Source organism: Sphaerisporangium sp. NPDC049003 (assembly GCF_043197795.1).
In the GTDB taxonomy this organism is placed as follows: domain Bacteria; phylum Actinomycetota; class Actinomycetes; order Streptosporangiales; family Streptosporangiaceae; genus Sphaerisporangium.
This window is the reverse complement of sequence record NZ_JBICTU010000001.1, coordinates 11,577-26,692: the sequence shown is the minus strand read 5'-3', so window position 1 is coordinate 26,692 and position 15,116 is coordinate 11,577. Positions and strand designations below refer to the sequence as shown.

General features: G+C 68.8%; 13 protein-coding genes. All 13 read left to right on the top strand.

Annotated features, from left to right (window positions below):
* Positions 1-20 precede the first annotated feature (20 nt).
* The 13 genes from ACGFIV_RS00135 to nuoN all read left to right on the top strand — a co-directional run bounded on the left by ACGFIV_RS00135 (position 21) and on the right by nuoN (position 15,111).
* Positions 21-572, top strand: coding sequence for an NADH-quinone oxidoreductase subunit B family protein (locus tag ACGFIV_RS00135; protein ID WP_262842214.1), 552 nt, complete (start codon positions 21-23; stop codon positions 570-572).
* Complete coding sequence (locus ACGFIV_RS00130) at positions 569-1,246, top strand: NADH-quinone oxidoreductase subunit C (RefSeq protein ID WP_358548411.1); 678 nt, start codon at positions 569-571, stop codon at positions 1,244-1,246. The genes ACGFIV_RS00135 and ACGFIV_RS00130 overlap by 4 nt, the downstream gene beginning before the upstream one ends.
* On the top strand, positions 1,243-2,595 hold the full coding sequence (locus ACGFIV_RS00125; RefSeq protein WP_358548414.1) for an NADH-quinone oxidoreductase subunit D: 1,353 nt from the start codon (positions 1,243-1,245) through the stop codon (positions 2,593-2,595). The genes ACGFIV_RS00130 and ACGFIV_RS00125 overlap by 4 nt, the downstream gene beginning before the upstream one ends.
* Complete coding sequence (gene nuoE, locus ACGFIV_RS00120; RefSeq protein ID WP_358548417.1) at positions 2,592-3,269, top strand: NADH-quinone oxidoreductase subunit NuoE; 678 nt, start codon at positions 2,592-2,594, stop codon at positions 3,267-3,269. The genes ACGFIV_RS00125 and nuoE overlap by 4 nt, the downstream gene beginning before the upstream one ends.
* Complete coding sequence (gene nuoF / locus ACGFIV_RS00115) at positions 3,266-4,552, top strand: NADH-quinone oxidoreductase subunit NuoF (protein ID WP_358548420.1); 1,287 nt, start codon at positions 3,266-3,268, stop codon at positions 4,550-4,552. Before nuoE ends, nuoF begins: the two co-directional genes overlap by 4 nt.
* Positions 4,549-6,975 carry an NADH-quinone oxidoreductase subunit G gene (locus ACGFIV_RS00110; protein ID WP_358548422.1) on the top strand — a complete coding sequence of 809 codons (2,427 nt, stop codon included), beginning with the start codon at positions 4,549-4,551 and terminating at the stop codon, positions 6,973-6,975. The genes nuoF and ACGFIV_RS00110 overlap by 4 nt, the downstream gene beginning before the upstream one ends.
* Positions 6,976-7,060: 85 nt before the next feature.
* A complete protein-coding gene (gene nuoH / locus ACGFIV_RS00105; RefSeq protein WP_358548456.1) occupies positions 7,061-8,422 on the top strand; it encodes an NADH-quinone oxidoreductase subunit NuoH in 1,362 nt (453 codons plus the stop codon).
* A complete protein-coding gene (nuoI, locus tag ACGFIV_RS00100; protein ID WP_358548424.1) occupies positions 8,409-8,924 on the top strand; it encodes an NADH-quinone oxidoreductase subunit NuoI in 516 nt (171 codons plus the stop codon). The genes nuoH and nuoI overlap by 14 nt, the downstream gene beginning before the upstream one ends.
* Positions 8,917-9,816 (top strand): NADH-quinone oxidoreductase subunit J, encoded by a 900-nt coding sequence (locus tag ACGFIV_RS00095; RefSeq protein WP_358548425.1) that lies wholly within the window; start codon positions 8,917-8,919, stop codon positions 9,814-9,816. The genes nuoI and ACGFIV_RS00095 overlap by 8 nt, the downstream gene beginning before the upstream one ends.
* Positions 9,813-10,109, top strand: coding sequence for an NADH-quinone oxidoreductase subunit NuoK (gene nuoK, locus ACGFIV_RS00090; protein WP_189165194.1), 297 nt, complete (start codon positions 9,813-9,815; stop codon positions 10,107-10,109). The genes ACGFIV_RS00095 and nuoK overlap by 4 nt, the downstream gene beginning before the upstream one ends.
* Before the next feature lie 9 nt (positions 10,110-10,118).
* Positions 10,119-12,026, top strand: coding sequence for an NADH-quinone oxidoreductase subunit L (gene nuoL / locus ACGFIV_RS00085; RefSeq protein WP_392830530.1), 1,908 nt, complete (start codon positions 10,119-10,121; stop codon positions 12,024-12,026).
* Positions 12,026-13,555: an NADH-quinone oxidoreductase subunit M gene (locus ACGFIV_RS00080; protein ID WP_392830527.1), complete on the top strand. Its 1,530-nt coding sequence runs from the start codon at positions 12,026-12,028 to the stop codon at positions 13,553-13,555. The genes nuoL and ACGFIV_RS00080 overlap by 1 nt, the downstream gene beginning before the upstream one ends.
* Positions 13,552-15,111, top strand: coding sequence for an NADH-quinone oxidoreductase subunit NuoN (nuoN, locus tag ACGFIV_RS00075; protein WP_358548432.1), 1,560 nt, complete (start codon positions 13,552-13,554; stop codon positions 15,109-15,111). The genes ACGFIV_RS00080 and nuoN overlap by 4 nt, the downstream gene beginning before the upstream one ends.
* The last annotated feature ends 5 nt before the right edge of the window (positions 15,112-15,116 follow it).

Here is a 15,116-nt window from a genome sequence, read left to right as displayed (position 1 = left end):
GCGCGAGAGGAAGCACTGAGATGGGTCTCGAAGAGAAACTGCCCAGCGGATTCGTCCTGTCCACCGTGGAGCAGGCGGCCGGATGGGCGCGCAAGAACTCCGTCTGGCCGGCCACGTTCGGCCTGGCCTGCTGCGCCATCGAACTGATGGCCACCGGCGGTCCCAACCATGACCTGGCCAGGTTCGGCATGGAGCGCGCGTCCGCGTCCCCCCGCCAGGCCGACCTCATGATCGTGGCGGGCCGGCTCTCGCAGAAGATGGCGCCGGTGCTGCGCCAGATCTACGACCAGATGGCCGAGCCCAAGTGGGTCATCGCGATGGGCGTCTGCGCCTCCAGCGGTGGCATGTTCAACAACTACGCGATCGTGCAGGGCGTCGACCACGTCGTGCCGGTGGACATCTACCTGCCCGGCTGCCCGCCGCGCCCCGAGATGCTCATCGACGCGATCGTCAAGCTGCACGACAAGATCCAGAACATGAAGTTCGGCGCGCACCGCGCCAAGCAGATCGACGAGCTGGAGCTGCAGGCTCTCCGGTCGCTTCCGCTCATCGACCAGGGGACCTCGAAATGAGCACTGACAACCTTCCTGGGGTGCCGGAGGAGCCGGTAGCCCGCCTCGGCATGTTCGGGGTCACCGACTCCGGCGACACCTCCGGCTACGGCCGGCTCGTCGTGCGCCGCGCGCCGAAGCTGTCGAGCGCGAAGCCGTACGGCGGCTACTTCGACGAGGTGGCCGACGGGCTGGAGCGCGCGGCGGGCGACGCCTACACGGGCATGGTCGAGCGCGTGGTCGTCGACCGCGGTGAGCTGACCCTGCACGTCGCGCGCGAGCGCCTGGTCGAGGTCATGCGGCACCTGCGCGACCACGCCGACCTGCGCTTCGAGCTGTCGCTCGGCGTCTCGGGCGTGCACTACCCCGAGGAGATCGGCGCTGAGCTGCGCGCGGTCTACCACCTGTGCTCGATCACGCACAACCGGCGCGTCCGGGTCGAGGTCTCCTGCCCGGACGCCGACCCGCACGTCCCGTCCACGGTGTCGATCTACCCGACCAACGACTGGCACGAACGCGAGGCCTACGACTTCTTCGGGATCGTCTTCGACGGCCATCCGGCGCTCACCCGCATCGAGATGCCCGACGACTGGGAAGGTCACCCGCAGCGCAAGGACTATCCGCTTGGCGGCATCCCGGTCGAGTACCGCGGCGCCACCATCCCCGCGCCGGACCAGAGGAGGTCGTACGCATGACCGCCATCCACGACGGTGAGACCGCTCGCACCGAGCAGGACGCCACCGAGGGCAGGGTCTACAGCGTCAACGGTCAGGACTGGGACGAGGTCGTCGGCGCGGTCGCCGAGTCGTCGGAAGAGCGCCTGGTCATCAACATGGGCCCCCAGCACCCGTCCACCCACGGTGTGCTCCGGCTCGTGCTGACCCTCGACGGTGAGACCGTCACCGAGGCGCGCACGGTGATCGGGTATCTCCACACCGGCATCGAGAAGAACATGGAGTTCCGGACGTGGACCCAGGGGGTCACGTTCGTCACCCGCATGGACTACCTGTCGCCGATCTTCAACGAGGCGGCGTACTGCATGGCGGTGGAGAAGCTCCTCGGCATCACCGACAGGGTGCCGCTCCGCGCGCAGACCATCCGGGTCATGATGATGGAGCTCAACCGGATCTCCTCCCACCTCGTGGCCATCGCGACCTTCGGCCTGGAGCTCGGCGCGACGACGCCGATGCTGTTCGGCTTCCGCGAGCGCGAGCTGGTGCTCGACCTGTTCGAGTACATCACCGGCCTGCGCATGAACATGGCGTACGTCCGGCCGGGCGGCGTGTCCGTCGACCTGCCGGCGGGTGCGGTCGACAAGATCGGTGAGTTCCTCAAGATCATGCCGGGCCGCATCAAGGAGATGCGCAAGCTGCTCGACGAGAACCCCGCGTACACCCGCCGCACCAAGGACGTCGCCTACCTCGACCTCACCGGCTGCATGGCGCTCGGCGTCACCGGGCCCATGCTGCGGGCGGCCGGCCTGCCGTGGGACCTGCGCAAGTCGCAGCCCTACAGCGGCTACGAGACCTACGACTTCGACGTGCCCACCGAGACCTCGTGCGACGTCTACGGCCGCTACCTCGTGCGGGTGGCCGAGATGGAGGAGTCGCTCAAGATCATCGGCCAGTGCCTCGACCGGCTCTCCGGCTCCGAGCTCAAGGGCAAGCCGGTCATGATCGAGGACAAAAAGATCGGCTGGCCGTCGCAGCTCGCGCTCGGCCCCGACGGCCTCGGCAACTCGCCCGATCACATCGCCCACATCATGAGCAGCTCGATGGAGGCGCTGATTCACCACTTCAAGCTGGTGACCGAGGGCTTCAGAGTCCCGGCGGGCCAGGCGTACGTCCCGGTCGAGTCGCCGCGCGGCGAGCTGGGCGCGCACGTCGTGAGCGACGGGGGCACCCGCCCCTTCCGCGTACACTTCCGCGACCCGTCGTTCACGAACCTGCAGGCGGTGCCCGCTACCTGCGAAGGCGGCATGATTGCCGACGTCATCGCCGCGGTCGCATCGATCGACCCGGTCATGGGAGGTGTGGACCGGTGACGACCTATTCGCCGGAAGTCCGCGAGCGTCTCGAACGCGACGCGAAAGAGATCATCGGGCGCTACCCGAAGACCCGATCGGCGCTGCTGCCCCTGCTGCACCTCGTGCAGTCGGAGGACGGCTACGTCTCCGACGCGGGGCAGGAGTTCTGCGCCGAGATGCTGGGCCTGACCAAGGCCGAGGTCGTGGGCGTCGCGACGTTCTACACGATGTACAAGCGCAAGCCCGCGGGTGAGTACCACGTGGGCGTCTGCATCAACTCGCTGTGCGCGATCATGGGCGGCGACCAGATCTGGGACGAGCTCTCGGAGCACGTCGGCGTCGGCAACGGGGACACCACCCCCGACGGCAAGGTCTCGCTGGAGCGCATCGAGTGCAACGCCGCCTGCGACTTCGCCCCGGTCATGATGGTCAACTGGGAGTTCTTCGACAACCAGACCCCCGGCTCCGCCAAGCAGCTCGTCGACGACCTGCGGGCCGGCAAGGAGATCGCGCCGACCCGAGGGCCGGGGCGCCTGTGCTCGTTCAAGGAGGCCTCGCGCGTGCTCGCGGGCCTGCCGGACGGCCTGGCCGCTGACGGCCCCTCGGCCGCCGGCCCCTCGATCGAGGGTCTCAAGATCGCCAAGGCGAACGGGTGGACGGCGCCCGCGCCTTCGAAGGGGGCCTCCGAATGACCACGCTGACTCCGGTCCTCACCGCCAACTGGGACAGGGCGGACTCGTTCACCCTCCAGGGATACGGCGAGTACGAAGCCGTCAAGAAGGCGCTCGGCACCGACCCCGACGCCATCATCAAGGCGGTCAAGGACTCCGGCCTGCGCGGCCGTGGCGGCGCGGGCTTCCCGACCGGCATGAAGTGGGGCTTCATCCCCCAGGGCGACGGCAAGGCCCACTACCTCGTCGTCAACGCCGACGAGTCGGAGCCGGGCACCTGCAAGGACATCCCGCTCATGATGGCCAACCCCCACTCGCTGGTGGAGGGCGTCATCATCACGGCGTACGCGATCCGTGCGAACCAGGCCTTCATCTACATCCGCGGCGAGGTGCTCCACGTCATCCGCCGGGTGCAGGCGGCCGTCGCCGAGGCGTACGAGAAGGGCTACCTCGGCACGGACATCCTCGGGTCGGGCTACGACCTTGAGCTCGTCGTGCACAGCGGCGCAGGCGCCTACATCTGCGGCGAGGAGACGGCGCTGCTCGACTCGCTGGAGGGCTACAGAGGTCAACCTCGCCTCAAGCCCCCCTTCCCCGCGGTCGCGGGCCTTTACGCGTGCCCCACTGTCATCAACAACGTCGAGTCGGTCGCCAGCGTTCCCAGCATCATCGGAAACGGCGCCGACTGGTTCGCTTCGATGGGCACCGAGAAGTCCAAGGGCTTCGGCATCTTCTCGCTGAGCGGCCACGTCACCCGGCCCGGCCAGTACGAGGCGCCGCTCGGCATCACGCTGCGCGAGCTGCTCGACATGGCGGGCGGTATCCGCGAGGGTCACCGGCTCAAGTTCTGGACGCCCGGAGGCTCCTCCACCCCGATCTTCACCGAGGAGCACCTGGACGTCCCGCTCGACTTCGAGTCGGTCGGCGCCAAGGGCTCGATGCTCGGCACCCGGGCGCTGCAGATCTTCGACGAGACGACCTGCGTCGTGCGCGCGGTGCTGCGGTGGACCGAGTTCTACGCCCACGAGTCCTGCGGTAAGTGCACCCCCTGCCGGGAGGGCACCTACTGGCTCAAGCAGGTGCTCCGGCGGCTTGAGAAGGGCCAGGGCACCGAAGAGGACCTCACCACGATCACGGACATCGCCGACAACATCCTGGGCCGCTCGTTCTGCGCCCTCGGTGACGGCGCGACCAGCCCGATCCACTCCTCGGTGAAGCACTTCCGCGACGAATACCTCAAGCACTTCGAGATCGGCGGATGTCCGTTCGATCCCGCCGCGTCGACTGTGTGGGGCAAGGCATGACAGTACAGACAACCCCGGCGGGACCGGTCGAGCAGCCGGTCGACATGGTGACGCTCACCGTCGACGGCTTCCAGGTCAGCGTTCCGAAGGGGACCCTGATCATCCGGGCGGCCGAGCTGCTGGGGATCCAGATCCCGAGGTTCTGCGACCACCCGCTGCTCGAACCGGCGGCCAACTGCCGCCAGTGCCTGGTGGACATCACCGACGCGGGCAACGGCAGGGGCTTCCCGAAGCCGCAGCCGTCCTGCGCCATCGAGGTCGCCGAGGGCATGGTCATCCAGACCCAGCTCACCTCGCCGGTCGCCGAGAAGGCCCAGCGCGGCGCCATGGAGCTGCTGCTCCTGAACCACCCGCTCGACTGCCCGGTCTGCGACAAGGGCGGCGAGTGCCCCCTGCAGAACCAGGCCATGTCGAACGGGCAGGGCGAGTCGCGCTTCCAGGAGACCAAGCGCACGTTCGAGAAGCCCATCCCGCTCTCGACCGAGGTGCTGCTCGACCGTGAGCGCTGCATCCAGTGCGCCCGCTGCATCCGCTTCGCCGACGAGATCGCGGGCGACCCGCTGATCGACTTCTTCGAGCGCGGCGCTTCCGAGCAGGTGGGCGTGGCCGACGGCCAGCCGTTCGCGTCGTACTTCTCCGGCAACACCGTCCAGATCTGCCCGGTGGGGGCGCTCACCGGGGCCGCCTACCGCTTCAAGTCACGGCCGTTCGACCTGGTGTCCACGCGGAGCGCCTGCGAGCACTGCGCGAGCGGCTGCGAGCTGCGCACCGACCACCGGCGCGGCAAGGTCACCCGGCGCCTCGCCGGAGACGACCCGCAGGTCAACGAGGAGTGGAACTGCGACAAGGGCCGCTGGGCCTTCGCCTACGCGACCCAGCCCGACCGCCTGCAGTCCCCGCTCGTCCGTGACGAGACCGGTCGGCTGCGCCCCGCCTCCTGGCCCGAGGCCCTGACGGCCGCGGCCGAGGGGCTCGCGAGGGCCAGGGGCAAGGCCGGCGTGCTGGTCGGCGGCCGGGCGACCGTCGAGGACGCCTACGCCTACTCCAAGTTCGCCCGCATCGCGCTCGGCACCAACGACGTCGACTTCCGCTCCCGCCCGCTGTCGGAGGAGGAGACGGTCTTCCTCGCCCACGCGGTCGCGGGCAAGGGCATCGAGGTCTCCTACGCCGACCTTGAGAAGGCCCCGGCCGTGCTGCTCGCCGGATTCGAGCCCGAGGAGGAGTCGCCGATCGTCTTCCTGCGGCTCCGCAAGGCGTTCCGCAAGCGCGGCCTGAAGGTCTACTCGCTCGCGCCGTTCGCATCGGCGGGCCTGGCCAAGATGGGCGGCACGCTCATCCGCACGCTTCCCGGCGCGGAGGCCGAGGCGCTCGGCGACCTGATCTCCGGGTCCTCGCCGGTCACCGACGCGCTCACGCAGCCGGGCACGATCATCCTGGTGGGCGAGCGGCTGGCCACCTCCCGGGGCGCCCTTTCGGCCGTTCTGCGGCTGAGCGCCACCTCGGGCGCGCGCCTGGCCTGGGTGCCCCGCCGGGCCGGTGAGCGCGGAGCCATCGAGGCGGGCGCGCTGCCGAACCTGCTTCCCATCGGCCGCCCCGCCGACGACGACACGGCCCGCGCCGAGGTCGCCCGCGCCTGGAACGTCTCGGGGCTTCCCGAGACCGCCGGGCGCGACACCTCCGGGATCCTCGCCGCCGCGCTGACGGGCGAGCTCGACGCCCTGGTCATCGGGGGCGTCGACCCCTACGACCTGGCCGACCCCGAGGCCGCGCTCGCGGCACTTGAGAACACGCCGTTCATCGTCTCGCTGGAGATGCGCGCCAGCGCGGTCACCGACCGCGCCGACGTGGTGCTGCCCGTCGCGGCGGTCTCCGAGAAGAGCGGCACGTTCGTCGACTGGGAGGGCAGGGGCCGCTCGTTCGAGCAGGCCATCGAGGTGCCGGGCGTGATGAGCGACCTGCGCGCCATCGCCGCGATCAGCGACCACATGGACGTACACCTGGGCCTGCCCGACGCCGCCGCCGCCCGCCGCGAGCTCGCGGCCCTCGGCGCCTGGCGCGGCTCCCGCTCCAACGGTCCCAGCGTGTCCGGCGGCACGCACGCCGACCCCAGGTCCGGCGAGGCGATCCTCGCCACCTGGCACCTGCTGCTCGACTCCGGTCGCATGCAGGACGGCGAGCCGTATCTGGCCGGCACGGGCCGGGCCGTGGAAGCGCTGCTTTCCGAGGCCACCGCGGCCGAGATCGGCGCGCTCGACGGTAAGGTCACGATCACCACGGAGGGCGGCACGGTCACGCTGCCCGCGCGGGTGGCCGACCTGCCCGACCGCGTGGTCTGGGTGCCGTCCAACTCGGCCGGCTGCTCGGTCACCCGTGACCTGCGCGCTGTGGCCGGCGACGTCGTCAAGATCGGGAGCGCCTCATGACGGGGAGCGGATCCTACGCGGTGAGCGGAGCGGTCGGCGAGGCACGAGCCGCCCGCGAAGCGAATGAGAAGTGGTGAGCGACCAAATGACACAGGCAGCTCTTCTGGTCGCCGATCCGGCCGGGCCCACCCTGGCCGACTTCGGCAAGGATCCCCTGTGGATCTCCATCATCAAGGCCGTCTTCATCTTCGTCTTCCTGATGCTGGGCGTGCTGTTCGGCGTGTGGACCGAGCGCAAGCTCATCTCGCGCATGCAGCACCGCTACGGCCCCAACCGCGCGGGCAAGTTCGGCCTGCTGCAGTCGGTGGCCGACGGTCTCAAGATGGGGCTTAAGGAGGACATCCTCCCGAGGACCGTCGACAAGCTCGTCTACATCCTCGCGCCGATCATCATCGCGGTGCCGGCGTTCCTGTCGTACTCGATCATCCCGTTCGGCCCGATGGTGTCGATGTTCGGGGTGAGGACGCCGCTGCAGCTCACCGACCTGCCGGTCGCGGTGCTGGTCGTCCTGGCGATGGCCTCGATCGGCGTCTACGGCATCGTGCTCGCGGGCTGGGGCTCGCGCTCGCCGTACGCCGTGCTGGGGGGCCTGCGCTCCACGGCCCAGGTCATCTCGTACGAGATCGCGATGGGCCTGTCGTTCGTGGCGGTGTTCCTGTTCGCGGGCACGCTGTCCACCTCCGAGATCGTGGCCAAGCAGGCCTCCGGCGGCACCTGGGACGCTTTCGGGCTCTCCATCCCGCTCCCGTCCTGGTACGCGATCCTGCTGATCCCGTCGTTCCTGATCTACGTGATCACGATGCTCGGTGAGACGAACCGCGTCCCGTTCGACCTCCCCGAGGGCGAGGGCGAGCTGGTCGGCGGCTTCCACACCGAGTACTCCTCGTCGCTGAAGTTCGCGATGTTCATGCTGGCCGAGTACGCCAACGTGTTCACGGTGTCGGGCCTGTGCATCACGCTGTTCCTCGGCGGCTGGCGCGCCCCGTGGCCGATCTCGCTGTGGGACGGCGCGAACGTCGGCTGGTGGCCGATGTTGTGGTTCTTCATCAAGCTCGCGCTGGTGTTCGCGTTCTTCATCTGGGTGCGCGCCTCGCTGCCCCGAATCCGGTACGACCAGCTCATGGCCTTCGGCTGGAAGGTCCTCATCCCGCTCAACCTCGGCTGGATCCTGCTGGTCGCCACCGTCCGGGCCACCCGGATCGCCGGTGAGCAGAGGACCCTGGTGCTGGTCATCGCGGCGATCGTCGTCATCGGAATCCTCGCGATCTACTTCCGCTTCGACACGGTCAACCAGCGCCGCAGAGAGGCCAGGGCCGCGGAGGTCGAGGCGGAGTTCGAGCGGCTGCGTGAGGAGCCCACCGCCGGTGGGTTCCCGGTTCCGGCGTTGGACCTGCCGCACTACCACGGCGTCAACGGACGCAAGGAGGTCCCCAGTGGGACTAACTGATTTCCTGAATCCCGTAAAGGGCTTCGGCGTCACCTTCCACCACATGTTCAAGAAGCCGGTGACGGTGAACTACCCCGAGGAGAAGCGGCCCACCGCGCCTCGGTTCCACGGCCGCCACCAGCTGAACCGCTGGCCGGACGGCCTGGAGAAGTGCGTCGGGTGCGAGCTGTGCGCCTGGGCCTGCCCGGCGGACGCGATCTTCGTGGAAGGTGCCGACAACACCGACGAGGAGCGCTACTCCCCGGGTGAGCGGTACGGCCGGACGTACCAGATCAACTATCTGCGCTGCATCCTGTGCGGACTGTGCATCGAGGCGTGCCCGACACGCGCGCTCACGATGACCAACGAGTACGAGCTCGCGGACTCCAGTCGTGAGAGCCTCATCTACACCAAGGAGATGCTGCTCGCGCCGCTGGGTCCTGGCATGGAGGCGCCGCCGCACTCCATGCGCCTCGGCGAGACCGAAGAGGACTACTACCGGTTGGGCCGTAGCAATGGGTGAAACCATCACGTTCTGGGTGCTGGCGGTCGTCTCGGTGGCCGCGGCGTTCGGACTCGTCTTCAGCCGCAAGGCGGTGTACTCCGCGCTCATGCTGGGCGTGGTGATGCTGTCGCTGGCGGTGCTCTACGCCGTGCAGGACGCTCCGTTCCTCGCCGTGGTGCAGATCATCGTGTACACCGGCGCGGTCATGATGCTCTTCCTGTTCGTGCTGATGCTGGTCGGCGTCGACTCCTCCGACTCCCTGGTGGAGACGATCAAGGGTCAGCGCTTCTGGGCGGTCGTCGCGGGCCTCGGCTTCGCGGTGCTCCTGGCGGCCGGCATCGGCAACGCGGTGATCGGCGACCCGGCCGGGCTGGCCTCGGCGGTCAAGGCCGACGGAGGCAACGTCCCCGCGCTGGCCAGGCTGATCTTCACCCGCTACGTGTTCGCGTTCGAGGTCACCTCCGCGCTGCTCATCACCGCCGCGCTCGGCGCGATGGTGCTCGCGCACCGCGAGCGCAGCACGCCGAAGGCGTCCCAGAAGGAGCTGTCGCGCGCGCGCTTCCTCGGCGGGCACCCCGGCACGCTTCCCGGCCCCGGCACCTACGCGCGGCACAACGCGATCGACATGCCCGCGCTGCTGCCCGACGGCACGGTCTCCGAGCTCTCCGTCAACCGGGTCATCGCCCGGCACGACGTCGAGGACGACCGGCTGCCGGAGAACCCGAGGCTCGCCCAGGCGATCAGGAACGTCGCCGCGGGCCCCGGCCGCGCCGAGAAGCCGAAGGTCGTCCAGGCCGTCGCCGAGGAGCCCGAGGACTCCCTTGGGGGCTCTTCCGAGGCGGAGGAGAAGCCGAAGGTCGCCCAGACCGCCGGCACCGCCGACGGCCCCGTCCAGGAGGAAGGCAAGTGACCACCCACTACCTGGTGCTCTCCGCGCTGCTGTTCGCCATCGGCGGTGTCGGCGTGCTCGTACGCCGCAACGCCATCGTGGTGTTCATGTGCGTCGAGCTCATGCTCAACGCCTGCAACCTGGCTTTCGTCACGTTCGCCAGGCAGCACGGCAACCTCGAAGGCCAGATCATCGCGTTCTTCGTGATGATCGTCGCCGCCGCCGAGGTCGTCGTGGGTCTCGCGATCATCGTGACGATCTTCCGAACCCGCAGGTCCGCGTCGGTGGACGACGCCAACCTGCTGAAGTACTAAGAGGTGGCCGTGGAACCCGCTGAGATCGTCCAGCACTCCGGTGGAGTGATCGGCGTCTCCTGGCTGACGATCGTCCTGCCCCTGTTGGGCGCGGCGATCCTCCTGCTGGGCGGCCGTCGTACCGACCGCTGGGGCCACTTCCTCGGCGTCGCCATGTCACTGGCGTCGTTCGCGGTCGCCGTGCTCGTCTTCTTCGAGCTGATCGGCCTCGGGCCCGACCAGCGCCGCCGTGTGGTGGAGCTGTACGACTTCCTGCCCGGGGGCACGATCGACGTCAAGATGGGCCTGCTGCTGGACCCGTTGTCGATCTCGTTCGCCCTGCTGATCACCGGTGTCGGATCGCTGATCCACATCTACTCGATCGGCTACATGGCGCACGACCCGAACCGGCGGCGGTTCTTCGCCTACCTGAACCTCTTCGTCGCGGCGATGCTCCTGCTGGTGCTGGCCGACAACTACCTCGGCCTCTACATCGGCTGGGAGGGCGTGGGTCTCGCGTCCTACCTGCTGATCGGATTCTGGCAGCACAAGCCGTCGGCCGCCGCGGCGGCCAAGAAGGCGTTCATCGTCAACCGCGTCGGTGACATGGGCCTCGCGCTCGGCATCTTCGTCATCTTCACGACGTTCGGCACCGTCGCCTTCGGCCCGGTCTTCTCCAGCGCCTCGCAGGCTCCGCAGGGCACGCTGACGCTGATCGGCCTCGCGCTCCTGCTCGGCGCGTGCGGCAAGTCGGCCCAGCTCCCGCTGCAGTCCTGGCTCCTGGACGCGATGGAGGGCCCGACCCCGGTCTCGGCCCTCATCCACGCGGCCACCATGGTCACCGCCGGCGTCTACCTCGTGGTCCGCTCCGGCGCGATCTTCGAGGGGGCCCCGACCGCGCAGCTCGTCGTGACCATCGTCGGCGTGGCCACGCTGCTCGCCGGTGCGATCATCGGTACCGCCAAGGACGACATCAAGAAGGGCCTGGCCGGCTCGACGATGTCGCAGATCGGCTACATGATGCTCGGCGCGGGCCTCGGCCCGGTCGGCTACGCCTTCGCCATCGCCCACCTGATCGCGCACGGCTTCTTCAAGGCCTCCATGTTCCTCGGCGCGGGCTCGGTCATGCACGCGATGAACGACGAGGTCGACATGCGCAAGTACGGAGGCCTGGCCTCCGTCATGAAGATCACGTGGATCACCTTCGGGCTCGGTTACCTGGCGATCATCGGTTTCCCGCTGCTGTCCGGTTACTGGACCAAGGACGGCATCATCGAGACCGCGATGCACCACAACCCGATCCTCGGCTGGCTGGCCGTGATCGGCGCGGGCATCACCGGCTTCTACATGTCGCGGATGTTCTTCATGACCTTCCACGGTCAGCGCCGCTGGGAGAAGGACGCCCACCCGCACGAGTCGCCCGCCGTGATGACCTGGCCGCTGATCATCCTGTCGATCGGCTCGGTCTTCGGCGGCGCCTACCTCGTCATGGGCAACCGCTTCATGGACTTCCTCCAGCCCGCCGTCGGCGCTCCCGCCGAGCGGCCGGAGTTCGACCCCTTCAGCGTCACCGGCCTGGTGACCCTGGCGCTGGTCGCGGTCGGCGTCGCGTACGCGTGGATGCGGTACGGCAGGGCCGAGGTCCCCGTGGTCGCCCCGCGCGGGTCGTTCCTCACCACGTTCGCCCGTCGTGACCTGTACGGCGACGCCCTGAACGAGGCGCTGTTCATGCGCCCCGGCCAGTGGCTGACCCGGCTCGCGGTGTTCTTCGACAACCGCGGCGTCGACGGCCTGGTGAACGGCCTGGCGGCGACGATCGGCGGTACGTCCGGCCGCCTGCGCCGCGTGCAGACCGGTTTCGTCCGGTCGTACGCCTTGTCGATATTCTTCGGTGCCGCCCTTCTGGTCGGCGCATGGTTCGTCGTAGGGAACCTGTGATGCCCTGGCTCTCAATCCTGATGGGCGTGCCCGTGGTGGGCGCGCTGGCGGTGGCGGCGGTGCCCAAGGGCAACGACAAACTCGCCAAGCAGCTCACGCACGCGGTCTCGCTCGTCGTGCTGGTGCTCACGCTGATCATGGCGTCGCAGTTCGACCCGTCGGGGCGTCGCGACCAGTTCAGCGAGGTCTACGACTGGATCCCGTCGTTCGGGGTCCACTACGCGGTCGCCGTCGACGGCATCGCGCTCGTGCTGATCGCGCTGGCGGTGGTGCTGGTCCCGATCGTCGTGCTGGCCTCCTGGCACGACGCCGACCGGCCGGAGGCCAAGCGGTCGGTCAAGACGTACTTCGCACTGATCCTGGTGCTGGAGGCGATGATGATCGGCGTCTTCGCGGCGACCGACATCTTCCTCTTCTACGTCTTCTTCGAAGCGATGCTGATCCCGATGTACTTCATGATCGGGTCCTACGGCGGAGCCCAGCGGTCGTACGCGGCCGTCAAGTTCCTGCTGTACTCGCTGTTCGGCGGCCTGCTCATGCTGGTGGCCGTGATCGCGCTCTACTCCATCGCCGGCAAGGGCACCTTCCTGCAGCCCCAGCTGATCGGGGTCATCACGGACCCGGCCACGCAGAAGTGGCTGTTCCTCGGCTTCTTCATCGCGTTCGCGGTCAAGGCGCCGCTCTGGCCGTTCCACACCTGGCTGCCCGACGCGGCCGCCCAGGCGCCCGCCGGCGCGGCCGTGCTGCTCGTCGGCGTGCTCGACAAGGTCGGGACGTACGGCATGCTCCGCTTCTGCCTGGAGCTCTTCCCGGACGCCGCCAAGTTCTTCACGCCGCTGGTGATCACGCTGAGTGTGATCGGCATCGTGTACGGCGCGATCGTGGCCATCGGGCAGACCGACATGAAGCGGCTCATCGCCTACACGTCGATCTCGCACTTCGGCTTCATCACGATGGGCGTCTTCGCCATGACCGCCGACGCGGGCTCGGGCGCGACGCTGTACATGGTCAACCACGGCTTCTCCACGGGCGCGCTGTTCCTGCTCGCGGGCTTCCTGATCAACCGCAGAGGCTCGCAGTACATCGCGGACTACGGAGGCGTCCAGAAGGTCGCCCCCGTGCTGGCGGGCACCTTCCTGGTCGCCGGCCTGTCGTCCCTGTCGCTGCCGGGCCTGTCGACCTTCGTGAGCGAGTTCCTCGTCCTGATCGGCACCTACGAGCGGTACATCGTCCCGAGCATCATCGCCCTGTCGGGCATGGTCCTCGCGGCCGTGTACATCCTGTGGATGTACCAGCGGATGATGACCGGCCCGACGCCCGAGAAGATCCGTGGCATCACCGACCTGAACCTCCGCGAGAAGATCGTGGTGGTCCCGCTGCTCGCGCTGCTCATCGGCTTCGGGTTCTTCCCCAAGCCGCTGCTCGACGTGATCAACCCGGCGGTCCACCAGACCCTCACCAGCGTGCAGGCGCCGCAGTTCACCCCCGCCATACCCGCGACCGCTGAGCAGAAGGGGGCAGGCCAGTGAGCACGCTCGCCGCCGTCACCATTGAGGCGCCGAAGATCGAATATGGGCAGCTCGCCCCGATGCTCATCGTGTTCGGCGCGGCGATCGCCGGTGTCCTCGTCGAGGCCTTCACGCCGCGCTACCTGCGCAAGTCGATCCAGATGCCCATCACGATCCTGTCGATGATCGGCGCGTTCGCGCTGACCGTCTGGGAGGGCGTCCAGGGCGTGCGCAACGCCGCCGCCATGGGCGCCGTGGCCGTCGACGGGCCGTCCCTGTTCATCTGGGGCGCCATCCTCCTGCTCGCGATCGTCTGCGTGCTGCTGATCAACGACGACGACCAGTTCGTGGCGCAGGCCGCCGCGGTGCCCGGCAGCGCCGAGGAGGACCAGGCGATCGCCGAAGGCGGCGCGCACACCGAGATCTACCCGCTGGTGCTGTTCGCCGTCGGCGGCATGATGCTCTTCCCCGCCTCGAACGACCTGCTGATCATGTTCGTGGCCCTTGAGGTCATGTCCCTGCCGCTGTACCTGCTCTGCGGCCTCGCCCGCCGTCGCCGCCTGCTCTCGCAGGAGGCGGCGATGAAGTACTTCCTGCTCGGCGCCTTCTCCTCGGCGTTCTTCCTGTACGGCACGGCCCTTCTGTACGGCTTCGCCGGGTCGGTGGACCTCGGGGCCATCGAGAAGGCGCTCACCACCGTCGGTGGCCAGGACAGCCTGCTGTACATGGGCGTCGCGCTGCTGGGCGTCGGCCTCCTGTTCAAGATCGGTGCCGCTCCGTTCCAGGCGTGGAAGCCCGACGTGTACCAGGGCTCCCCGACCCCCATCACCGCGCTGATGGCCTCCGGCACGCTGATCGCCGCGTTCGGCGCGCTGCTGCGGGTGTTCTGGGTCGCGCTCGGCAACCTCGACACCGAGTGGATCCCGGTGCTGTGGGCGGTGGCCATCCTCACGATGGTCATCGGCGCGATCCTGGCGATCACCCAGACCGACATCAAGCGCATGCTGGCCTACTCGTCGATCGCGCACACCGGCTTCCTGCTGACCGCCGTGGTGGCGACCGGCAAGGAGGCGCAGAACGCGAGCGCGCTCTCGGGCATCCTGTTCTACCTGGTCGCCTACGGGTTCGCCACGGTCGGCGCCTTCGCCGTCGTCACGATGATCCGGGACGCCGGTGGCGAGGCGGGGCACCTGTCCCGCTGGGCGGGCCTCGGCAAGCGCTCGCCCGTCCTCGCGGGCATCTTCGCGCTCTTCCTGCTCGCCTTCGCCGGCATCCCGCTGACGTCCGGCTTCTTCGGGAAGTACGCGGTGTTCGCCGCCGCCGTCTCCGGTGGCGCGGTCGGGCTGGTCATCGTGGGTGTGGTGACGTCCGCGATGGCGGCGTTCTTCTACGTCCGCGTGATCGTCCTGATGTTCTTCAGCGACCCGGCTCCCGAGGGCCCGACCATCGCCGTGCCGAGCATGGGGACCGCGGCGGTGGTCACAGTCGCGGCGGCGGCTACGGTAGTGCTCGGGGTCTTCCCGCAGCCTGTGCTCGACCTCGCGCACACGGCTGCGCAGTCGCTGTTCGTCCGTTAGGAGTT

Bases quoted from the DNA above. Each gene is read 5' to 3' on its own strand.
- ACGFIV_RS00135 (WP_262842214.1), top strand. From the start codon at position 21: ATGGGTCTCGAAGAGAAACTGCCCAGCGGATTCGTCCTGTCCACCGTG.
- ACGFIV_RS00130 (WP_358548411.1), top strand. From the start codon at position 569: ATGAGCACTGACAACCTTCCTGGGGTGCCGGAGGAGCCGGTAGCCCGC.
- ACGFIV_RS00125 (WP_358548414.1), top strand. From the start codon at position 1,243: ATGACCGCCATCCACGACGGTGAGACCGCTCGCACCGAGCAGGACGCC.
- nuoF (WP_358548420.1), top strand. From the start codon at position 3,266: ATGACCACGCTGACTCCGGTCCTCACCGCCAACTGGGACAGGGCGGAC.
- ACGFIV_RS00110 (WP_358548422.1), top strand. From the start codon at position 4,549: ATGACAGTACAGACAACCCCGGCGGGACCGGTCGAGCAGCCGGTCGAC.
- nuoH (WP_358548456.1), top strand. From the start codon at position 7,061: ATGACACAGGCAGCTCTTCTGGTCGCCGATCCGGCCGGGCCCACCCTG.
- ACGFIV_RS00095 (WP_358548425.1), top strand. From the start codon at position 8,917: ATGGGTGAAACCATCACGTTCTGGGTGCTGGCGGTCGTCTCGGTGGCC.
- ACGFIV_RS00080 (WP_392830527.1), top strand. From the start codon at position 12,026: ATGCCCTGGCTCTCAATCCTGATGGGCGTGCCCGTGGTGGGCGCGCTG.